Raw genomic sequence first — 23,280 nt, 5'->3', positions numbered from 1 at the left:
TCACTAGCTGGTTACTAATAAATTTCTTTAGCAAGAACATCTTATAGTTAAGTATGTTAAATAATTAATGCACAAACTGATTGAAATACCCGTATTCCCTTTAGCCATACTTCCATTGCCTCATGAACTTGTGCCACTACATATCTTTGAGGCTCGATATAGAGAAATGCTAGAGGATGTAGAAAAGAATAATATACCTTTTGGGATATATTATAGCCATGGTCAAAATACCGATAGGATAGGAGGGGTGATGAAGCTGGAGCGGGTTTTGAAAAAATATGAGACAGGAGAGTCTGATATAATGACAAAATGTGTAGACACATTTTTACTTACCAAGTATTATAATCAGTTAAAGCCAAAGCAATATCCCGGTGGGCAAGTTTATATGCTTAATGCTGCTCATGAACAAGATATGACAAAAGCATTTGTAGAGGAGTTTAAAGATTATATGGCTATGAAAAAGGTCACTGACATTGAAGATGATTTTGATATTCATGATGTGGCCAATGAGCTAAATCTTGATATAGGGGACAGAATGAAATACCTCCGCTTATTAACGAACGATAAGCGAGAAGCCTTTTTATATGAACGGGTGAAGTATAGAAAATTTATTCTCAAACAAGAAGTGAAGTATAAGGATAACTTCTATTTGAATTAATTTTTAATGATCGATGTAAGTTCTACTTGGTAATAAAATAGTCATTTTTCTTGTGTATTGTTTTATGTGATTTATTAAATGAGCAATGACATTTAAATAGTTGTTTTATTTTATTTTATATGTTGGATATTCTGTTTTTGAAGCCAGTGATTTATTCATGTTTAATCATCTGTATTATTATATAAATTTTTTAATGTAATTAAATTAATCATAAATTATATTCATATATATTAATATAATTGACATTGTTTTAATTTTGTGGTTATAAGTTTATATCTAAACCATAAAGAAATGTTAAAGCAATTTAAATTATTATCTGCGGGAGCTTTTGCAGCTATCAGTATGTTTGCAATTTCTTGTCAAGAAGAGAAAATCACTCCCGAATTAAATGAAAGCTCAGCGACTACTTCAAATGCTGACGCACATATTGGACAAATGGCTACTAGTACTTGGAAAATTTCATCGGGCGCTACAGGTGCTTGGCAAAGTTGGCAGACTTCCTCATTGGGATCAAGTAATTTTTTGTTTGGGGATTTTGATGGTAATGGAAATACAGATGTACTTACTGTATTCTCTGATAATTACCAAGTTTCTTTTAGTTCTACAAGTGGGGGAGGGTCATGGCAAGTCTTGGCTCCGGCAATATATTCATTAACATCTTTGAAAGTAGGAGATTTTAATGGAGATGGTAAAGACGACTTATTTATATCTACTGGAGGAAAGTGGTTAGTTTCTTTTGGAGCAACTTCTGCTTGGACTCAAATAGGAAGCTCTACAATCTCTCCTTCTAATTTGATTTTAGGTGATTTTGATGGGGATAATAGGACCGATATATTGACTATCTTTTATTCTAAGTATCAAATTTCTTTTGGAGGTATCATAGGATGGACACCTGTTTCGGATGCAATTTACCCACTGAGTAATTTACGAATAGGTGATTTTAATGGAGATAATAAAGATGATTTGTTTACTAAATCGGGTAATAACTGGCTCGTTTCTTATGGAGCTTCGTCTAGTTGGTCGTCTGTTGGTTCTTCCTCCATATCACTAAGTAATCTTTTATTTGGAGATTTTAATGGTGATAATAAGACAGATGTTTTAACAATATTTTCTTCTCAATATCAAGTGTCATATGGAGCGTCTAATGCTTGGCAGGCCGTAAATTCGGCAGCGTATGGATTACCTTATTTAAAGGTTAATGATTTTAATGGGGATGGAAAGGATGATTTATTTGTAGTTGATTAGTAAAAAAAAGGGACTCAAGGTCCCTTTTTTTACATATTTCTTCTGTACTGTCCTCCTACCTCAAATAAGGCTTGGGTGATTTGCCCTAAGGAACAAACCTTGGAAGCATCCATCAAGGCTTCAAAAATATTTTCATTGCTAATTGCTGCTTCTTTAACTTTTTCAATGGCTACATCAGCTTTGTCTCCATAGTGCTTGTGAAGATCATTTAACATTTTTATTTGGTATTCCTTTTCTTCTTTGGTCGCTCTTATTACCTCTTGCGGTATTACTGTGGGCGATCCTTTAGAGCTTAAGAAAGTATTTACACCTATGATTGGGTATTCGCCAGAATGCTTTAATGTCTCATAATGGAGGCTTTCTTCCTGAATTTTGCTTCTTTGATACATGGTTTCCATGGCTCCCAATACGCCACCTCTCTCTGTTATTCTTTCAAATTCAGTGAGAACGGCCTCTTCTACAAGGTCAGTCAATTCTTCAATAATAAACGACCCTTGAATAGGGTTTTCATTTTTAGCCAAGCCAAGCTCTTTGTTGATGATCAACTGTATGGCCATAGCTCTTCTCACAGAGTCTTCTGTGGGCGTTGTAATAGCTTCATCGTAAGCATTGGTGTGTAAACTATTACAGTTATCATAAATGGCGTAAAGAGCCTGTAAAGTTGTTCTTATATCATTAAAGTCTATCTCTTGCGCATGCAGAGAGCGCCCTGATGTCTGGATATGGTATTTTAACATTTGAGAACGTGCATCAGCTCCATATTTATCACGCATGGCTTTTGCCCAAATTCTTCTAGCGACTCTTCCTATTACAGCATATTCTGGATCAATACCATTAGAAAAGAAGAATGATAAGTTAGGAGCAAATTTATTAATGTCCATGCCTCTACTCAGGTAGTACTCTACATAAGTAAAGCCATTAGCTAAAGTGAAGGCAAGCTGAGTTATAGGGTTTGCCCCAGCTTCGGCTATATGATACCCTGAAATAGATACGGAATAGAAATTCCTGACATTGCTTTCTATAAAGTACTCTTGTACATCACCCATAAGACGTAAAGCAAATTCTGTAGAGAAAATACAAGTATTTTGTGCTTGATCTTCTTTTAGTATATCTGCCTGCACGGTTCCTCTTACTGCGCTTAATGTCTTTTGCTTTATTTCATTATAAATTTCCTGGGGCAGCACCTGATCTCCAGTTACGCCCAATAGCATAGTTCCAAGGCCATCATTGCCCTCTGGTAATTTTCCTTGGTAAGATGGTCTTTCATCTTCTTTTCCTTTGTAAATAGCGTTTATTTTAGCTTCTACTTCTTCTTCAAGGCCATTTTCTTTAATGTAAATCTCACATTGTTGATCTATGGCAGCATTCATAAAGAACCCTAGTAGCATAGGCGCAGGTCCATTAATAGTCATGGATACTGATGTTAATGGATGCGCCAGATTAAAGCCAGAGTATAACTTTTTAGCATCGTCAAGACAGCATATGCTTACTCCTGCATTACCAATTTTTCCATATATATCAGGACGATAATCAGGGTCATTACCATAAAGAGTTACAGAGTCAAAAGCTGTGGAAAGCCTCTTCGCTGGCATGTCAAGACTTACGTAATGGAATCTTCTATTGGTTCTTTCTGGGCCTCCTTCTCCTGCGAACATACGGGTAGGGTCTTCGCCTTCTCGTTTGAAAGGGTAGATTCCTGCTGTGTACGGAAATTCACCAGGCACGTTTTCTTGAAGAACCCAAGTAAGTACATCGCCCCAGCCTTCGTATTTCGGTAAAGCTACTTTTGGAATTTGAGAGTGGCTTAGAGACTCGCTATGCGTTTGGATAGAAATCTCTTTATCTCTAACCTTAAAGGTGTATAAAGGCTCTTTGTACTTCTTCTTCTTTTCTGTCCACTCATCAATAATTTTCCTATTTCTAGGATCAAAATCAAGTGCTATTTTTTCGTAAGTTTCTTGTAATCCTTTAATAAGCCTGTCTTTGTCATCAATGTCAGAGCTTTTTAAAGTATTTATAGACTTTTCAATAGCATATAAGCGTTGGGCTACTTCTTTTTGGCTTTGTACCCACGCATCATAATTTCTATTGTTTTCAGCAATTTCAGATAAATATCTAGTTCGATTAGGAGGAATGACGAAGATTTTTTCTGACATTTCGTTACTAATCTCAAACTGAGAGCTCAATGGAGCATTTGTTTTGGTAACTATGACATCCATTATTTCTTTGTAGAGCCTGTTCATGCCAGGGTCGTTGAACTGAGAGGCAATAGTTCCGAAAACAGGAAGCTCGTCATCTTTAGTTTCCCAAAGGTTATGATTTCTTTTGTATTGCTTTTTTACATCCCTTAAAGCGTCTAATGAGCCTCTTTTATCAAATTTGTTAATAGCAATGATGTCAGCAAAATCGAGCATATCAATTTTTTCTAGCTGAGTAGCAGCACCATATTCCGGTGTCATAACATACAGGCTAACATCACTGTGGTCAGTAATTTCGGTGTCAGATTGCCCTATTCCCGATGTTTCTAATATTATAAGGTCAAATTGAGCCGCTTTTAAGATTTGTACTGCTTCTTTAACGTGTTTAGAAAGTGCCAAGTTAGACTGACGCGTGGCCAATGAACGCATATAGACGCGGTCATTTTTTATCGCATTCATTCTGATGCGGTCTCCTAGTAGTGCACCGCCTGTTTTTCTTTTTGAAGGATCAACAGACACTATTGCTATAGTTTTGTCTTCAAAATCCATTAAAAATCTTCGTACAAGTTCATCTACTAATGAAGATTTACCAGCACCACCGGTGCCTGTTATTCCTAAGACAGGAATATGTTGGTTAGCTGCTGATTTATGAATTTGGTCCAGCGTGTCTACACTTTCTTCAGGAAAGTTTTCTGCAGCCGAAATAAGCCTTGCAATAGACTGATTATTTCGCTCCCTTAAATGATTTACCTCTCCATTTAGATTGTTTCCTGTGGGGAAATCGCATTTTTGGATCATGTCATTGATCATTCCCTGCAGTCCCATGGCTCTTCCATCATCGGGGGAGTAAATCCGTGAAATCCCATACTCGTGCAGCTCTGCAATTTCTTCGGGTAAGATAACACCGCCACCACCACCAAAAATTTTGATCTGCTCAGCTCCCTTTTCTTTTAACAAGTCATACATGTACTTGAAGTACTCCGTATGACCTCCCTGATAAGAAGTCATAGCAATGGCTTGAGCATCTTCTTGTATGGCTGTGTTGACCACTTCTTCAACACTTCTATCATGGCCTAGGTGAATCACCTCGCAACCAGTGGCTTGGATGATGCGTCTCATGATGTTTATGGCAGCATCATGACCATCAAAAAGACTGGCCGCTGTTACAATTCTAACTTTATGTTTGGGTGTATAAGGAGCTGTTTTTTCCATATGTGGCTACTAGAGTTCTATTTACTAGAGCAAAAGTACATATTTATCTGTGATATAACTAACAACCATTAGTTAGGCGGTTGGATGTTTAGTAAAGCTTTTCTAATTTCTATAAAGGGACATGTCGTAACAGAAGTCTTGAAGGATATAAATCGAATAACTACTTATTACCTAGAAACCAAACGAACCTATTTTTAATTATTTTATAATAATTGGTATTTATGAGAGAATTGGTGTTGATTTTTGTTTTGTTAATTGCTGTAAAAAACTTACATGGTCAGGAAGTTTTAGTATTTGAAGATTTTGAGAGCGTTCCGGTTGGTTGGTCCAACAGTACTAAGGTAGGGCCAGATAATGAGTGGTATAGGTTAAATACCAATAGTGTTTTTACAGCTGGCAGCTACTGTTATGGGGTGTCATCAGATGGATTTAATAATACTTACAATAACATCACTTCTGATCATTCAGTATGGACACAAATTAGTTGGCCTGCTAGTATTACTACTTATGATGTAGACCTTCAATTTGATACTCGAGTTGGTGGAGTTCCTCTATCAGATTTTTTGGAAGTTTTCCTTGTTGATCTAGACCCTAATATTACTGAGCCCATAGCTGCAAATCTTAATGCTACGAATTCGGTTAGTTTGGGAATTTATTTGAGTATTGGAACGTGGGGAAGGATACCTCTCTCTTTATCTCCAGCCGAAAAAACGTTTATAGAAAATGCTACTAACGATGTTTCGTTAGTGTTTAACTGGACAAACTCTGCCATAGTGCCTGTTAATCCTTCTGCGGCTATAGATAATGTAATAGTAACGGCCACTCCAGCTTCAGCTTTATCAGGCGATTATACCGTAGGCAAAATAGCAGGTAACAATTTTGCTACTTTATCTGATGCTGTGGACTGTTTAAATAATTCAGGGCTTAGCGGAGATGTTAATTTTTATTTAACAGATGAAGCATATGATTCTGATTTTGAGTCATTCCCGTTCGAAATAGGTGATGGTTCGGCTACTCCATTTCCTGGAGCTGGTACCTATAATATTTTAATAAAGCCCGATGTGGTGCTTCAGCCTACACCAACTATTACAGCAGACAACCTGATAGGAGTTAACCATGGTGTTATTACAATTTGGGGTGTTAATAATGTAACGGTAGATGGTTCAAATACAGTAGGAGGAACCACAAGGGATTTAACCATAATTAATGAAGAGATCGGAACTGTAGGAAACGCCCCTTTGGGAGTATTTATAAGTTCCATAGATGAATCTACTGCTGTAAATAATATTGATGTAAAGAATACGAATATCGAAATTTTATCATCTTTTGGGTATGGACTAGTGGGTGGCATCCATAGGTTAGATCTCACAGACCATTGGAGAGATGAAGGTAATCTTAATGATATAGTTATTGAAAACAATAATTTTTCTGGAGGACTTGAAGCAATACACATAGACGGAGTAGATCGTATTTTAACTCCAGTCTTTTCTTATGGCAGTTCTGCTTTGGCCACAAACATTTTGATAAAGGGCAATGATATAAATGATAACACTAAGCCAGTTTTAGAAAATGGGATACATATCTTGGGGGTAAATGGATGTGATATAGTACAAAATGATATCGGTTATATTAACTCTACTGACCTTCATCAGGATGTGGGAATAGTAATAGATAGAAACAGTAGGAATTTGACAGTTGAGAAGAACGAAATTCATGATCTAGGTTTTTCAGGAGATCTAGTTAGTAGTTTTAGTTCACATGGAATAGATGTGTATAGTGGTCTTTCTAACTCTGATATCACTATCAGAAACAATGTAATTAGGGGCATAGCAGGTAATGGTGCCGGTAGCTTTGCCAATGCTGGCTATTATAATCCTGTAGCTATATTTTTAGGCTTGGGCGGTGAAGTGGGTGTAACATTATTAGGCAGCCAATCAGGAATTAAGGTTTACAATAACTCTATTAATCTTTTTGGTGATGAAATGCAATTTCTGACTTCTGTATCTATAGGTATGGCAGTAGCAAGCAATACCACAGATGTATACTTTAAGAATAATGTAATAAAAAATACGCTGGGCGCTACTAATACGCTTATAGGTAAAGCATCAGCCTTGGCAGTATATACTGAAAGTGTTGTCACTCCTTTTAGTGATATAGATTTTAACGCTTACTATGTTAATGCAGATGAAGCCTATACTAACAATTATGTTGGTTTGTCTGGTTTATTGAGTAGTATTTTGTCTGCTACTTTAGATTTGTTCTCTTGGAGAAGTGGCATAGGTGGAGAGGTTAATAGTATTTTTGCTGATCCTGGCTATACTAGCGATATAAATTTAGTGCCTAATACCAGCAATGCGAAGAGCTGGAATATACACGGCATGGGAGATTTTATCTCCATATCTGCCTCAGGTAGTGTTAATGCTCGTGTTATGGCTGTAAATGGATTAGTTGATGATAAAAATGGAGTGACTCGCCCTGCCTCTGTGGAGCAAGGTAGTGTTGATATGGGGGCCTTTGAATTTAATAATGACCCTGCTATTACTCCTCCTGAGGTATTTGCTTTAAACGGACCTTTTACACCAGGAACCCCATACCCAATTTCTGTTAATCAAAAAGAGTTGACTGTGATAACCTTTAATCCAGGTTCGGATTTGCCTTCTGATTTGACCTTGCAATACTTTTCAGGTGTATGGCCAGATGATGAAAGTGAGTTTAGTATTAGTAATTTTTATTTTGATTTAGGTACGAATGATGTGCCTACTGATAATTATGATTTTGACTTACAGTATAATTATAGTGAGAATCAACTAGGTACAGTAGCGGATGAAAATAGTGTGGATGTGGCACTTTCGTATAATCAATTAGCTGCTGTTTGGGAAGCGCAACCTAGCGTTGTTAATACAACTAATAATAGCTTAGTGGCTAATGTTAGCCGTTTTGGTAGATATACAATGACAGCCAATCCCAGCCCATTACCTGTAGAGTTTATGAATCCCCATGCATATGCCAGTGGCTCATTTAATGTAATAGAATGGAGTACATTAACGGAATATAGCTCAAATAACTTTTCAATAGAAAAGAGCGAAGACATGGTAAATTGGTACAGCTTTGGAGATCTTCCTGCTGCTGGTTTTTCAAATGTGCAAAAAGATTACTCAGTTAAAGATTCTAATCCTTTTAATATAACTTATTATAGAATTGTAGAATATAATTATGATAATGAAGAGTCTCTAAGTAAGGTGCTGAAGGTGGTGCGAGATGATAGGATGGACATAAGCTTTTCGCCCAATCCTGTGGATGATTACATGATTATAAAGATCAATTCGGGAGGGTTAAATCATATGGGGATTAAGACAGTAGAAGGTAAGTCTATATATAATAAAGGCCTTGAAGACGCAATTTCGGAAGAAGTGGTGCTTGATTTAAGAGACCTGAAAAGAGGCGTTTATTTCTTGCATTGTGAAACGGGGCATGGTAGTAAGGTTTTTAAATTTCTAAAAAAATAATTAATTCAGTAAAGACTTTAGCCTGCTTAATGCTTTTTGATTTTTGCTGCTGTGAATATTGTTGTAAAGCCCGTTTTTCTCGCGGTTAGTCAGTCGCCAGCTAAGTGAAGCGCGCTTTACATTTTCCATTCTTAAGCTATCTGATTTTGGTAAATTTTCTTTGGCAAATTCAAAAGGAATATATTCAATGTCTACTCTATCGATAGGTTTTGAAAACCATTGACGAGCATAGTCTATTTTATTGTCATTAGATATGTCTTGCAGGCTCTCGAAGTTTTGATATATGCTACTTATAGGTAAAGAGAATTTTTCTAGTAAAGAGAACTTAGATTCTTTTTTAATAGGTTCATTCTTTTGTGAGTCACGGATTGACATCACAATTACACCTGATGTATTGTCAGTTATCCATTGCCTAAAGGTGTAAAGGAACCTTATAGCATCAGAAATGCCAAAATTGTCAGTAATGCCCGCGTCCATAATTTCAAGGGCAGGGTTGCTAGGTAATGTAATGTTAGGGGTGATGTATGGAAATGTGGCATTCATTCTAAGCCCGCTTAAAAACCTCAGGTCTGCACTTCCTTGATTTTTAAAAAATCTCATAAAATCTATTCCGTTCACCTTTTCTCTTGCATAAGTGCTATAGTCCATGTCCATCATATAGGAAACGCTTTGGGGCGAGATATATAGTTTACGGCCATCGTTGATGATGGTGGGAGCCATGATCATCATAGGTATTTTTGATGCGATTTCTGGTGCTTTAAAGTAGGAAAGGGGATGGTCCAAAATGCCATTGGTGTTTTCGTTTAGTTGCTGTTCGAAGGCATACCCTCTTCCTTTATCATACTGGTATCCGTTGTATTCAAATTTTTGAAAGCCAACAAAGGTATCATTCATTAAAAGGCTGAAAAGTAGGGAGTTGAGATTGTCGCTTCCCAGACTATCATAATACTGTTTGTTACTCAGTGTTATTTCAGGGGTGCTATACTTTTCTAGCACTAAAGAACGATAATAGCTGGCACCTATGAAGCCTCCTGAAGCCCCTGTAATTAACATGGTGTTTTTAATAAGCTGCCCATTAGTGATGCTATCTGCTACTTGAAGCGCATTTAGTGTCCATAATGCAGCTCTTTGACCTCCGCCACTAACACATAAAAATACCATCTTGGGCTTTTGAGAACCTGTAAATTTAGCTCGCCAATTGTTTAAAATCTCTATTGTAGCTTGTCTGTCTTGTTCAATGTATTTTTTGCTGGCTTGCTCTTGTAATGTATGTAGGTTGTAAGTGGCAGATTCCGCTCCATAGTTTAGACCAAAAGCATGGTATGTCCTGTTTAAAAATCCATTTTTAACTCCGAAATTGAGCGCCAAGAAGATTATAATGGCCATGGTGCTAGACCAACTTCCAAACCAATAGGAGAAGGCTCCGGCAAACATCACAAATATGGTAAGGAACAGCGTGAAAGTGGCTGCGGCAGGCAATTGGAATATATCATGATCCCTGAATATGCCCATAGTAAAGAGGAGTGTCACTATTAGAATTTCAATTACCACTAAGTTAAAGTGGTTTTGATCAAAAACTTGAAGTATGGTATTCTTATCGTAAAAATCTCTGTGGTCAGATGCGGTGGTCGGCTTTAGTCTAAGGTTGAGATAAGAAGTTACGGATACTTGTTTTTTCTTGGCTATGTTAAGCTTCTTCATAGCACTTGCTCTGGTAGCTTTGATGTTTTGCTTTAGTTTTTCGTCAAGCTTGCATACTACGTATTTAAAAATATCCTTATTTGTGAACCAAAAATAGCCATACAGTAGCAATATCATTAATAAAAAACCGCTAATTAACCCACCGATGTAATTGAATAGCAAATGTGTATCCGTAATGTCATTTGCTTTTTGATACCTTATTATTAAAATAATGTAGGTAATAAGAAATGAGGCAGGAATAACGCTGTTATTAATGCTAAATACAGTAAATGGTTTGCTAATAACCCCTACAAATGTGAACCTGTGACCATCATTTATGTAAGCGGTAATATGAAAGGCCACGCTAAAACAAGCCAGCGTGATGCCGATAATGAAGAAGCTACTAAAGCTTACTTTATTGATATAAACTGGGTCGAGAAAAAGGTATGGAATGCCTAGATAGTTGCCAAAACTGCCAGTAATTATGGAGAACAGGATAAGCCAACACAATAATAGCACATAATTCCTTTTAAAATGATTCAGCAGTAGCTGCACAGGGAAGGAAAAATAAAATGGTGCTATTATTTGCCGTAGGCGTTTTTTCATGCACTTAAAATACTAATTTTTTTTACTTCCAGCGTATAATTCATACTCTAATAATCGGCAGTCTATTTTTGCGTTAAAAAACTCTATTCTTCGTTTCGTTCTGAGACCTATTTTTTTAGCCAAATTCATATTGCCAGTAAATATATAACCTGTATATCCTTCAGCTTTTTGTTTAAAGAAATCTCCAATTTGTTTATAAATGCCTTCTAATGCTTTTTCTTCACCTAACCTTTGGCCATATTCAGGATTGATGAAAATAACTCCGGGTTTATCATCAGGAATTTCTGATTTTCTAAAGTCAGCAGTTACAAATTCTATTAAATGATCTACACCTGCTGCGGTAGCATTTTGTCTGGCAGCTACTATTGCGGCAGGGTTAAGGTCAGAAGCAATTATGCGGCAGTTGATTTTCATTCTTTCATCTCCAGCGTAGTCTTCCTTAATTTCTTCATAATAGGTTTTGTCAAATAACTTAACATGCATAAAACCGAAGTTCTCCCTTTCCAAGTTAGGGTATCTGCTTTTCGCTATTAGCGCAGCTTCAATGGCCAGAGTGCCACTACCACACATAGGGTTGATGAAATGACTCTTTTTATCCCATTTAGAGGCCATGATGGTGGCTGCTGCAAGAGATTCCATCATAGGTGCCTTCATTGGTATTTTTCTATAACCGTGCTTGGCTATGGTTTCTCCAGAAGTGTCTATATATATACTAGCTTCGCTATCTTGCCAGTGCAGAAATAATACTGTTTGAGACAGGTCTTTTCCTGAGTCTGGTCTTCTGCCGTACTTATCATTAAAATAGTCTACTATAGCATCTTTAGTTCTTAAGCTGGCAAAGCGTACATCTTTAATGTATTCGTTGCTAGCATAATTTTTAATGCTAAAATAGCCATCAACAGAAAAATACTTATCCCACTCAATTTTAACTATGTTTTTATATAGCTCGTCAGGATGTTGTGCCTTAAAAGATCCTATTTGAAAAAGAACCCTGTTGGCTGTTCTTAAAAGCAGATTCAGTTTAATGGTATCATTGAAAGTGCCCATTAATTCTACAGACTGATGCCCTGTAGCCGTGGTTTCATAACCAAGTGAGGTGATTTCTTGTTGTACAATAGAGCTCAGTCGAGGAGAGCAGGTAACAATGATTTTTGAGTTTTTCATAAGCTTAAGGTCAGCTGCCGTCAAGGCTGTTCCTTGCATGGAGTTAAATTAAAACCACAAAATTAATAATTATCTATTATGAAAAAGTTTACATACCTACAATTATTCTTAGGAATCATCATTCTTTCCGGAATGTACTCCTGTACTCCTAAATATACGGCTAGTTTTTCGCCATCTAATAGTTTTTATCATACAGAAAATAAAATAGCACAAGAGGAGCCGAAAGAACAAAAAACAACTGTTGTAGAGGAGAAAGAGGAAGTGGCTTTGGTCTCAGCGCCAGTTATTAAGCCTGAAGATGAGGTATTAAAAAATATTATTAGTGAAGAAGTTAAAACTCCTGAAGGTATAGTTAGCAGAGAAAAGGCCATAGAAGCAGCAAGGGCTAAAAGTAAAATACCTGAATTAGTAAAAGCACACGAAGATAGGGTAGAGGCTATTACCAACAGTGATCTTAGTGAAAAGGAGATTTCGAAGGCTATTAAGAAGGAAGAAAAGGAAGCTAAGAAGGAAATTCGTAAGGAATTTAAAAAGGAAGTGAAAGAGTTAAAGAAGACTAATTCTGATGATGAATATGCATTAATGATGATTCTTTGTATAATCCCGTTTTTGGGAGTGGGACTTACTTATGGTATTACAGCTGAGTTTTGGATAAGCCTTTTACTTACCATATTATTCTATATTCCAGGGTTGGTATATGCATTAATTGTGGTGCACCAGTATTATAGATGATAAGCATTTTAAATAAAAAGGTCTAAGGCCTTTTTATTTTTTGGAATTTAATACCGATTGGTATATTTTTGAGATCATATGACAAAGGCAGAAAAAACCAAGCAGCTTATAATTGAGAAAACAGCTGACATCTTTAATAAAAAAGGGTATGTAGGTACTTCTTTGTCGGATCTTACTGCAGCCACAGGCCTAACCAAAGGCGCTATTTATGGCAACTTCGAAAACAAGGAAGGTGTAGCAGCAGCGGCTTTTAAATACAACGTAGAGAGATTGGTGAAAGCTTTGGAGGTAAGGCTTGCTAAAGAGACTACCTATAAAAATAGGCTGCTGTCTTATGTAGATTTTTATGTAGATGGGTATAATTTACTTATTGAGCGAGGTGGATGCCCCTTTATTAATGGAGGCACGGACACGGATGATGTGAATTCAGAGCTATACATGCAAATAAGAGAAGATTTAGATATGTGGAAAAGTAGGCTCTGTAAACTGATGGTGAAAGGAATAGAAAATGGCGAGTTTGATAACTCTTTGGATATTGATAAATTTTCCAATTTGTTTTTAGGCATAGTAGAAGGGAGTCTGTTTTTGGCTAAAACCACACGAAGTAGTAAGCCGCTTGTCGATAATCTGCTTTTCTTAAAAAATTATGTCAGGGAAAAGGTTGTAGTTTAAAAAATTTATTCAAAAATATACCGATCGGTATATTTATCTATAGTTTAGTAAAACAGTATTTATGAAAATAACAGGGAATACAATATTGATAACTGGTGGTTCTGCTGGAATAGGCTTAGAGCTAGCACGTAAATTTTTGAACCTAGGGAATAAAGTAATTATTACAGGCCGCAACAAAGATCGATTAGATAATGCAAAAGCCTTACTTGGCCCAAATGTAGAAATAATACAAGGTAATGTGGCCAATGAGAAAGATGTGAATGCTCTAGTCGAGGAGATTAAAAATAAGTATGCTGACCTCAATATACTCATTAATAATGCAGGGCTAGCTTATGTTTACAATATGGGGAAAGAAGGAGGGGTATATGAAAAAGTAAAGGCTGAAATGACGACTAATTTCTTCGCTCCTATCAATCTGATAGAGCGATTAATGCCTATTCTTTGCCAGCAGGAGACTGCTGCCATTGTTAATGTTACTTCTGTTTTAGCCTTGAGTTTAAGTGTTGCTGTGCCGTCTTACTCAGTAACAAAACATGCGCTAAGAACCTATTCTTTATTGCTAAGGTCATCTTTAAAAAATGATGATTCTATAGAGGTTTATGATCTTATGCCACCCTTGGTAAATACCGAATTTTCAAAAGAAATAGGAGGAGAGGAGAATGGAATTCCTCCTTACGAAGTGGCCGATGCGCTTGTTGAAGCTATGAAAAGCAGACAATTTGATGTGCCTGTAGGATTAACAAAGTACTTATACGATAAGCAAACACCGATAGAATTTATAGATGCATAATTCGGAAATTATACAAGTGATGAAAAGCCAGGTAGGAGGTGTGGTAACCAAAACACCTTCACCATTTATGCGTTGGCTGCAGCCTGTGCTGGTTTATGCAGAGCCTGGGGATTTAGTATTCGAGTATCAAGTGAGAAAGGAAATGACCAACCCTTTTGGCACATTGCATGGAGGCATTACAGCAGCTATTATCGATGATGCCATGGGCGCCACATTAATAAGTTTAGGAGATGAGGTTCAGCACATTACTGTTAACCTTAATGTTGATTATTTCTCTTCTGCACGTGAAGGTGATATTATTCGTGCTAAATCAAAAATTAATAAAACAGGTAAAAGAATAGTGAATATTGAGTGTGAAATATCGAATTACGATGGTTCAAAAATATTGGCCAGAGGTTATTCCAATCTTATAAAAGTATCTTAAAAATAAGATTCAATGAAAAGAGTAGTTATAACTGGATTAGGAGCTGTTACTCCTTTAGGTAATGATGTCGATAGTTTTTGGCGCAATGCCGTATTAGGAAAGAGTGGGGCTGCATCTATTACTAGGTTTGATGCAAGTCAATTTAGGACTCAGGTTGCATGTGAGGTTAAGCATTTTGAGCCTGCAGGCTGTTTAACCAGAAATGAAATTAAGCGAAGTGATTTATTTACTCAATATGCACTGTACAGTGCTGCCGAGGCTGTGGAAGATGCCGGGCTGCCTCTTGAGACTATAGATCCATTTGATATAGGGGTGATCTGGGGTTCGGGACAAGGAGGAATGGAGACTTTTGAAGCTGAAGTTACCAATTACGTGAATCAAGGAGCCCCAAGGTTTAATCCGTTTTTCGTCCCTAAGCTGATCGCTAATATGGCTTCTGGTATGATTTCGATGAAGTTTGGCTTACAGGGCATCAATTATACCACCGTAAGTGCTTGTGCTACTTCTAATACAGCGCTTATGGATGCTTTTAACTATATAAGACTAGGGAAGGCCAAAGTTTTTGTAGTAGGTGGTTCTGAAGCCCCTATTACGCCTGCTTCGGTAGGTGGCTTTAGTGCTATGAAAGCTATGACTAAGCAGAATGACACACCCGAGTCTGCTAGTCGTCCGTTTGATGCACAACGCGATGGTTTCGTTATAGGCGAGGGAGCAGGAGCTTTAATTTTAGAAGACTTAGATCATGCTTTGGCCAGAGGGGCGCACATATATGCAGAGTTAGCAGGCGCTGCTATGACTGCAGATGCTTATCATATGACTTCGCCTCACCCTGACGGTATTGGAGCTTTAAAAGCCATGCAGTTGGCTTTAGAAGAGGCACAAATGCCTGCTGCTGACATTAGCTACATTAATATGCATGCTACCTCTACGCCAATAGGGGACTTGAGCGAATCAAGAGCTATTGCCAGTTTGTTTGATACTGTATCAGTAACCTCTACCAAGTCAATGACTGGTCATTTGTTAGGGGCTGCTGGGGCTATTGAGGCAATATTAAGCGTTAAGTCCATCGAGAATAATATAATCCCGCCTACTATAAATATTGTAGAATTGGATAAAGAAATGCCTACGGGCTTAAATGTGGTGCAACAGTCTGTATCAGAGGTAATTATTACTGCTGTAATGAGTAATGCATTTGGTTTCGGAGGGCATAATAGTACCATTATATTTAAGAGGTATAATGGTTAATTAATAGGAGAGATAAAACGAAAAAGGTCAGCAATTGCTGACCTTTTTCGTTTTATGATGTGCTGATAATTACATATTATCAGATTTTAATTTTGCTCCATAATATTCCCTGTTCATTTTGGCAATATTTACTAAGCTGATACCTTTAGGGCATTCAGCTGAACAAGCTCCGGTGTTGGTACAAGCACCAAAACCTTCGTCATCCATTTGTGCCACCATTTTCTCCGCTCTTGTTTTAGCTTCTACTTTACCTTGAGGTAATAATGCTAATTGTGAAATTTTAGCACTAACGAAAAGCATAGCAGAGGCATTTTTACATGCAGCTACACAAGCTCCACATCCTATACAAGTTGCTGCATCAAAAGCTTCATCAGCAATTTTTTTAGGGATAGGAATCTCATTAGCATCAGGAATACCACCAGTGTTTACAGAAACGTAACCACCAGACTGGATGATGCGGTCAAATGCAGATCTGTCTACTACTAAATCCTTCACTATAGGGAAAGCGTTAGCTCTCCATGGCTCTACAGTAATAGAATCACCGTCTTTGAAAGATCTCATATGAAGCTGGCAAGTAGTGGTTTGTTTAGGACCATGAGGCTTACCATTAATATACATACTACATGTACCACAAATACCCTCTCTACAATCGTGGTCAAAAGCTATTGGTTCTTCACCTTTTTTTACCAACTGCTCATTCAACACGTCAAACATTTCAAGAAAAGACATATCAGGAGATACATCTTCAATTGGGTATGACTCTAATTTTCCTTTATCTTGAGCGTTTTTTTGTCTCCAAACGTTTAGTGTAATTCTCATAATTATACTTTTTAAGTAAGCGGGCTAAGCCCCAACACTTATTTATAGCTTCTTTGGGTCAATTTAACATTTTCGAATACTAGGTCTTCTTTATGAAGAGTTTCAGGAGCTTCAGGACCTTCGTAAGCCCATGCTGCTACATAAGAAAATTCATCATCTTTTCTTTTTGCTTCTCCTTCTTCAGTTTGAGATTCTTCTCTGAAGTGACCTCCGCATGATTCACTTCTATTAAGTGCATCATCTACCATTAGCTCACCTAGTTCTAAGAAGTCAGCTACTCTATTCGCTTTTTCTAAACTCGGGTTAAGCTCATCGTTTTCTCCTACTACTCTTACATTTTCCCAGAATTCTTTTCTTAGTTTCTGAATTTCAACTTTGGCTTTTTTAAGACCTTCTTCAGTTCTAGACATACCGCAGTATTCCCACATGATATGACCTAGCGCCTTATGAAACTCGTCTACTGTCTTGTCTCCCTTAATGTTAAGAAGCTTGTTGATTTTACCTTTTACATCAGCCTCAGCCTTTTTAAACGCTTCATGATCTGTAGATACTTTGTCATAAGGCATTTTAGCTAAGTAATCACCGATAGTGTAAGGGATTACAAAATAACCATCGGCCAAACCTTGCATAAGTGCACTAGCACCTAGTCTGTTGGCTCCGTGGTCTGAGAAATTACACTCACCAAGTGAATAAAGACCATCGATAGTGGTCATTAAGTTATAATCTACCCATAAACCACCCATAGTGTAGTGTACGGCTGGGTAAATCATCATTGGTGTTTCGTAAGGGTTGTCTCCGGTAATTTGCTGATACATATCAAACAAGTTACCATACTTACTTTCTATAGTGCTTCTACCATCTCTTTTAATAGCATCGGCAAAGTCAAGGTATACTGCAAGGCCCGTTTTAGCTACTCCACGACCTTCATCACATACGTTTTTAGCGTTACGAGATGCCACGTCACGAGGTACAAGGTTACCAAATGCAGGATATCTTCTTTCTAAATAATAATCTCTTTTCTCTTCAGGCAGGTCAGTAGGTTTTAATTCACCTTTTCTGATTTTTTCTGCATCTGATTGCTCTTTAGGAACCCATACTCGACCATCATTTCTAAGAGATTCTGACATCAATGTAAGTTTAGATTGATGATCTCCAGAAACAGGAATACAAGTAGGGTGAATTTGCGTATAACAAGGGTTAGCGAAGTAAGCTCCTTTTTTGTGAGCTCTCCAAGCCGCTGTAGCATTAGACCCCATAGCATTAGTAGAAAGGTAGAATACGTTTCCGTAACCTCCAGTAGCTAACACTACTGCATGTGCACTGTGAGATTCTACTTTTCCTGTAATCAGGTCTCTTGTTACAATACCTCTTGCTTTTCCATCTACCATAACTAAGTCTAGCATTTCAGACCTATGGTAAAGCTTTACTTTTCCGTTGGCGATTTGGCGACTAAGTGCGCTATAGGCACCTAAAAGTAATTGCTGTCCGGTTTGGCCCCTAGCGTAGAATGTACGCGATACCTGAGCTCCACCAAACGATCTGTTAGATAATAGACCTCCATACTCTCTGGCAAAAGGAACACCTTGCGCCACACATTGGTCTATAATGTCAACGCTTACTTCAGAAAGTCTGTAAACGTTAGCTTCTCTAGATCTATAGTCACCACCTTTTACGGTATCGTAGAATAGACGGTAAACGCTGTCACCATCATTCTGATAGTTTTTGGCTGCGTTAATACCTCCCTGAGCAGCAATACTATGCGCTCTACGAGGGCTATCCTGAAAACAGAATACTTTTACGTTGTATCCTAGTTCTCCGAATGAAGCGGCAGCTGAAGCACCTGCTAAACCAGTACCTACTACAATAATGTCGTATTTACGTTTGTTGGCAGGGTTAACTAATTTTATATTGAATTTATGTTTAGACCATTTTTCGGCTACTGGGCCTTCTGGTATTTTTGCATCTAACTTCATCTATACTGCAGTTTAATGAGTTCTGAATTACATATTTTGAATGAACATAAGAACAGGAATAATAGCAAATAATGCCGGTACTATTACGGCAAAAGCTATTCCTACTTTCTTAATAAGAGGGTTGTACTTAGGGTGATTAAGTCCTAAAGTTTGGAATGCACTGCTGAACCCGTGAACAAGGTGGAACATAAGTGCAAGCATACCCACTACGTATAAGGCCACATACCACCATTGGCTAAAGGCAGCGGCAACCACAGCATATAAGTCTTTGTATTCATTACCATCATAACTAGCAGTAGGAATACCGCCCCAGTGCATTTCGTACCAAAAATTCTTCATGTGGATTACGAGGAAAATGAATACAATAGTTCCTAAAATCCCCATGTTTCTACTGCTCCACTTACTGTTAGTCGAGCTTTTTGATACAGCATAGCTTACAGGTCTCGCTTTTTTATTGTGAGAAGTAAGCATTATTGCCCATATGATGTGAATAAGAAATGTAGCGTACAATAGGTACGAGGTAGTTTTAATAAGTGGGTTGCTGGTCATAAACTCAGCATACATATTAAAAGAGTGACCACCATCATCTTTAAGAAGCTGAAAGTTTCCTATCAGATGAACTACTAAGAAAATAATTAGAAAAAGTCCTGTCAAAGCCATGAGTAGCTTTTTTCCCAGGGTGCTTGATATAGCATTTGTGAACCAACTCATTGTATGATTTGAATATTTAAGTTGTAATATATTGACGCTTTCAAAGGTAAGCGCCAAACGCTTATCAAACAATGTTGTGGATTTATTTTAAAAGATTCTAAATAGGCTATTCAATCGTTACCAAATGTATTCGAAAACGATAACTCCTACGCCTACAATGAATAATAGCCATGAAAGAAAGTATTCATATCCGAATACTCTTGTTATAAAGTGTTTTATGGCCTGTAATTGTCTCACTTCTAAAATGTTAGACCAATACAAAATCAATTTGTGTACCATAGTTTATAATCAACTCATAATCAATAAGTTTATTGTTTTATAATGCAGATAATTTTCTAAATATGGGATCGAGTCTCATATTGAAACTGATGTTTAGTGCTTCATTTTTTTTAATAGTTTTGTGAAAATTATAATCCTTTAAATTTTTATGAGCGCGCAATCAATCCTCATTATTATATTATTTATTCTATCATTAGATTTTATCATTGATCAACTAATGGATTTTCTTAATATGAAAGCCAATAAAAAGTTGGTGCCAGACATAATGAAAGATTTTTATGATGAAGATAAATATGCCAAGGCTCAGGAGTACCAAAAGGTAAATGGGAAATTTTCTTTTATTACCTCCACTTTCAGTTTTGTAACTTCATTAGTACTGTTGATTAGCGGTGGTTTTGGCTATGTAGATGCATTTCTGAGGCCCTATTTTGAGAATGAAGTGTATTTGTCTCTGGCTTTTTTCGGAGTGTTGTACATAGTCTCGGATGTTATCAATACGCCATTTCAATGGTATAGTACGTTCGTAATTGAGGAGAAATTCGGTTTTAATAAAACCACTCCAAAGACTTTTGTTCTTGATAAGCTGAAGGGGTATTTGCTTACCGCAATTGTAGGAGGTGGTTTAATTGGTTTACTTCTCTATTTGATAATGGAGATTGGACCGGCCTTTTGGTTGTATTTTTGGGGAGTAGCGGCCTTTTTTATCTTATTTGTAAATATGTTTTACACTTCATTAGTGTTGCCATTATTTAATAAACTCACACCTCTGGAAGATGGAGCATTAAAACAAGCCATTCAAAAATATAGTGACAGCGTTAATTTTCCATTGGATAATATTTTTGTTATTGATGGATCAAAAAGATCAAGCAAGGCCAACGCTTTTTTTTCAGGGATAGGTAAAAAGAAGAAGATAGTACTTTATGATACACTAATAGAGAAGCATACTACTGAAGAATTGGTAGCAGTTTTAGCACATGAAGTAGGCCATTTTAAAAAGAAACATATTGTATTTAGTTTTATATTTTCAATACTTCAGACAGGGTTGATGTTGTTTATCATGTCGCTTATGATTTATAGCGAATCATTATCCATGGCACTGGGAGGATCTGTATTATCCATACATTTAAATTTATTAGCATTTGGTATATTGTATTCTCCTATTTCTGATATTATAGGAGTGCTAATGAATATGTATAGCCGTAAAAATGAATACGAGGCTGATGCATATGCCAAAGAAACTTATGAAGGTACTCAGTTAGTGATGGCATTAAAGAAATTGTCAGTGGATAGCTTAAGTAATTTATACCCGCACCCTGCTTATGTTTTTATGAATTATTCGCATCCACCATTACTAAAAAGGGTAGAGGCCATAGAAAAATCGTAAATTATGTTTGACCAGACTATCAGAGGAAAAGATTTTACCACTGAACCTTTTGAGATTCGGGAGTATGATAGTTGTACTTTTTTAAATTGTAAATTTCATCAGGTTAATTTGGGAAACGCAGTTTTTTCGGAGTGTGAATTTGAAGGATGCGATATGAGCTTGGTGAATGTGAATAATACAGCATTTAAAGAGGTACACTTCAAAAACTGTAAATTGGTAGGGGTTCAGTTTCAGAATTGTAATGATTTCTTATTAGCCATGAGCTTTGATGGATGTAGTTTAAACCTGACATCATTTTATAAGAAGCAGCTTAAAAAAACATCTTTTAAAGATTGTACGCTTCATGAAGCTGATTTCGTGGAAGCCAATCTTTCACAGTCTGTATTTCTGAGTTGTGATTTAATGGGGGCTATGTTTGATCAAACTAATTTAGAAAAGGTAGATTTCCGAACGGCCTTTAATTATGCTATCAATCCAGATCAAAATCATATTAAGAAAGCAAAATTTTCATCTGAGGGTGTACAAGGTTTATTAAGTCATTTAGATATTGATATTTCGTAAAATGGATCAAACTAATGATGCTTGGAATAAAGTTACGGAGGTAAGAGCACAGCTCGATGCCCTAACTTTGAAGGCCGGAAGAAATAGAATGGGGCGCTTTATTGTAGCGGCTATGAGTAGTATTCCTTGGGTGGGTAGCCTGATGGAAGCTGGAGTAACTTGGCATAGCGAAAAGGAACAAGAGCAAATTAATGTGCTTCAAAGGCTTTGGATTGAGGAGCATCAGCTCAAAATAGAAGCTTTATACGATGCGCTTTACAACATTACAGAGCTGCTAGGTAAAGAAGGGGCAGAGGTGCATCAAAGGATAGAATCTACGCAGTATCTGCAGCTTGTAAAAAAGGGTTTTAGGGAATGGAATAACGCTGAAACCGATGAGAAAAAGCAGTATATCCAACATCTTTTAATTAACGCTGGGCGGCTTACTCTTTCAACAGATGATCTCATTCGGCTATTTATAGATTGGATTAGGGTTTATCACGAGACACATTTTTTGATTATCAAAGAGATATATAAAAATGAGAGGGCTACAAGAAAAGAAATTTGGGCCAGCATCAGTGAAGATAGACCCGAAGAAAGTTCAATAGAAGCAGATTTATACAAATTACTGATCAGAGACTTGAGTACGGGAGGTATCATTAGGCAAGAAAGGGCTCAGGACGGAGACGGTAATATGGTGAAGAAGAAGAGAAAAAGTACTGGCCTTACATCAGCATTTGATGACCTGCAATATTATGAACTTACCGAATTGGGGTTCAGGTTTGTACAATACGCAATGGAAGAAGAGCGTGAATGATTATTTTTTTTAGAGTATCTGCAGGTAAAATTCCTCTTAATTAAATCCAAAATAGCACGTCATTTGGCAACATATTGTAAATGAGTTGTTTGTATGTTTTTAAAAATGTGCTGTACACTACATTAATCTATCTTGGTTATTTGCTTGGTTTAGAGGTGTTTGCATTTAAAATATTATTATTATGTTAGGTTAAACCCATGGAAATCAGCTAATATTGCAATCTGAAAGGTTTTGTTAAAGAGCAGACTGAACAGAGAAGTTGGTATTAATTGGTTTGAACTAAATGGCATAGCTACAGAGTGCTTCCTGTTGTATATGCTACAAAAGGAATAAAGTAAACACTTTATTCCTTTTTGTTTTTTAGAGCGGCATGCTCTCAATTTCAACCAAGTTGTACAGTGGTATTCCCCCTATTACTATCCATGTGGCGTTAAGCCTTCCTCATTTTTTACATCCATCTCAAGAGTTTAAATTCTAGAATTGTTAGGGATATTCTATTTAAAATGCGAATTTCAAAGCAAACTAAACCGATTTATTAATGTCCAACTTGTATGCTCATGGATATTGTTTCATCTATGGTGGCAGTGCATTGTTCTATCATTAATGAATTTTATTCAACTTAAAC

The 23,280-nt window shown here is 36.9% G+C and carries 18 protein-coding genes; 11 read left to right on the top strand and 7 right to left on the bottom strand.

What is annotated here, in order from left to right:
* Positions 1–67: 67 nt before the first annotated feature.
* Together ACXACQ_RS21160 and ACXACQ_RS21155 are read left to right on the top strand one after the other, a co-directional pair.
* A complete protein-coding gene (locus ACXACQ_RS21160; RefSeq protein ID WP_474977995.1) occupies positions 68–658 on the top strand; it encodes an LON peptidase substrate-binding domain-containing protein in 591 nt (196 codons plus the stop codon).
* Positions 659–949: 291 nt separating this feature from the next.
* Positions 950–1,903 (top strand): FG-GAP repeat domain-containing protein, encoded by a 954-nt coding sequence (locus ACXACQ_RS21155; protein WP_474977994.1) that lies wholly within the window; start codon positions 950–952, stop codon positions 1,901–1,903.
* 29 nt (positions 1,904–1,932) lie between these two features.
* Here the strand turns inward: ACXACQ_RS21155 and ACXACQ_RS21150 are convergent, their stop codons facing one another.
* The gene (locus ACXACQ_RS21150) at positions 1,933–5,313 is read right to left on the bottom strand and encodes a methylmalonyl-CoA mutase family protein (protein ID WP_474977993.1); all 3,381 of its coding nucleotides are present in this window, start codon (positions 5,311–5,313) and stop codon (positions 1,933–1,935) included.
* Between the two features lie 221 nt (positions 5,314–5,534).
* On the opposite strand from ACXACQ_RS21150, the gene ACXACQ_RS21145 reads away from it, so the two are divergent.
* Positions 5,535–8,819, top strand: coding sequence for a T9SS type A sorting domain-containing protein (locus tag ACXACQ_RS21145; RefSeq protein ID WP_474977992.1), 3,285 nt, complete (start codon positions 5,535–5,537; stop codon positions 8,817–8,819).
* On the opposite strand, the gene ACXACQ_RS21140 is transcribed toward ACXACQ_RS21145, so the two are convergent.
* The gene (locus ACXACQ_RS21140) at positions 8,820–11,105 is read right to left on the bottom strand and encodes a patatin-like phospholipase family protein (RefSeq protein WP_474977991.1); all 2,286 of its coding nucleotides are present in this window, start codon (positions 11,103–11,105) and stop codon (positions 8,820–8,822) included.
* A 12-nt stretch (positions 11,106–11,117) separates the two neighbouring features.
* A complete protein-coding gene (locus ACXACQ_RS21135; RefSeq protein WP_474977990.1) occupies positions 11,118–12,269 on the bottom strand; it encodes a THUMP domain-containing class I SAM-dependent RNA methyltransferase in 1,152 nt (383 codons plus the stop codon).
* A 78-nt stretch (positions 12,270–12,347) separates the two neighbouring features.
* Between ACXACQ_RS21135 and ACXACQ_RS21130 the strand changes: the two genes are divergently transcribed.
* The 5 genes from ACXACQ_RS21130 to fabF all read left to right on the top strand — a co-directional run bounded on the left by ACXACQ_RS21130 (position 12,348) and on the right by fabF (position 16,132).
* Positions 12,348–13,001, top strand: coding sequence for a YqaE/Pmp3 family membrane protein (locus ACXACQ_RS21130; RefSeq protein WP_474977989.1), 654 nt, complete (start codon positions 12,348–12,350; stop codon positions 12,999–13,001).
* Positions 13,002–13,079: 78 nt separating this feature from the next.
* Positions 13,080–13,673, top strand: coding sequence for a TetR/AcrR family transcriptional regulator (locus tag ACXACQ_RS21125; RefSeq protein WP_474977988.1), 594 nt, complete (start codon positions 13,080–13,082; stop codon positions 13,671–13,673).
* Positions 13,674–13,734: 61 nt separating this feature from the next.
* The gene (locus tag ACXACQ_RS21120; protein WP_474977987.1) at positions 13,735–14,463 is read left to right on the top strand and encodes an SDR family oxidoreductase; all 729 of its coding nucleotides are present in this window, start codon (positions 13,735–13,737) and stop codon (positions 14,461–14,463) included.
* A complete protein-coding gene (locus ACXACQ_RS21115; protein ID WP_474977986.1) occupies positions 14,456–14,887 on the top strand; it encodes a PaaI family thioesterase in 432 nt (143 codons plus the stop codon). The genes ACXACQ_RS21120 and ACXACQ_RS21115 overlap by 8 nt, the downstream gene beginning before the upstream one ends.
* A 12-nt stretch (positions 14,888–14,899) precedes the next feature.
* Complete coding sequence (gene fabF, locus ACXACQ_RS21110) at positions 14,900–16,132, top strand: beta-ketoacyl-ACP synthase II (protein WP_474977985.1); 1,233 nt, start codon at positions 14,900–14,902, stop codon at positions 16,130–16,132.
* Positions 16,133–16,201: 69 nt separating this feature from the next.
* On the opposite strand, the gene ACXACQ_RS21105 is transcribed toward fabF, so the two are convergent.
* From ACXACQ_RS21105 to ACXACQ_RS21090, 4 genes are all read right to left on the bottom strand, one after another.
* On the bottom strand, positions 16,202–16,951 hold the full coding sequence (locus ACXACQ_RS21105) for a succinate dehydrogenase/fumarate reductase iron-sulfur subunit (RefSeq protein WP_474977984.1): 750 nt from the start codon (positions 16,949–16,951) through the stop codon (positions 16,202–16,204).
* Positions 16,952–16,989: 38 nt separating this feature from the next.
* Entirely contained in the window at positions 16,990–18,924 is a 1,935-nt protein-coding gene (locus tag ACXACQ_RS21100; protein WP_474977983.1) for a fumarate reductase/succinate dehydrogenase flavoprotein subunit, read from the bottom strand.
* 27 nt (positions 18,925–18,951) lie between these two features.
* The gene (locus ACXACQ_RS21095; protein WP_474977982.1) at positions 18,952–19,635 is read right to left on the bottom strand and encodes a succinate dehydrogenase cytochrome b subunit; all 684 of its coding nucleotides are present in this window, start codon (positions 19,633–19,635) and stop codon (positions 18,952–18,954) included.
* Between the two features lie 117 nt (positions 19,636–19,752).
* Positions 19,753–19,914: a hypothetical protein gene (locus tag ACXACQ_RS21090; RefSeq protein ID WP_474977981.1), complete on the bottom strand. Its 162-nt coding sequence runs from the start codon at positions 19,912–19,914 to the stop codon at positions 19,753–19,755.
* A 148-nt stretch (positions 19,915–20,062) separates the two neighbouring features.
* On the opposite strand from ACXACQ_RS21090, the gene ACXACQ_RS21085 reads away from it, so the two are divergent.
* The 3 genes from ACXACQ_RS21085 to ACXACQ_RS21075 are packed head-to-tail and all read left to right on the top strand — an operon-like array spanning position 20,063 to position 22,655.
* Positions 20,063–21,298, top strand: coding sequence for a M48 family metallopeptidase (locus ACXACQ_RS21085; RefSeq protein WP_474977980.1), 1,236 nt, complete (start codon positions 20,063–20,065; stop codon positions 21,296–21,298).
* A 3-nt stretch (positions 21,299–21,301) separates the two neighbouring features.
* Entirely contained in the window at positions 21,302–21,859 is a 558-nt protein-coding gene (locus tag ACXACQ_RS21080; RefSeq protein WP_474977979.1) for a pentapeptide repeat-containing protein, read from the top strand.
* A gap of 1 nt (position 21,860) precedes the next feature.
* Entirely contained in the window at positions 21,861–22,655 is a 795-nt protein-coding gene (locus tag ACXACQ_RS21075; protein WP_474977978.1) for a hypothetical protein, read from the top strand.
* The last annotated feature ends 625 nt before the right edge of the window (positions 22,656–23,280 follow it).

The organism is Fulvivirga sp. AWR4_260 (assembly GCF_056158185.1).
The sequence above is the reverse complement of the archived record's forward strand: the minus strand, read 5'-3'. Positions and strand labels throughout refer to the sequence as shown.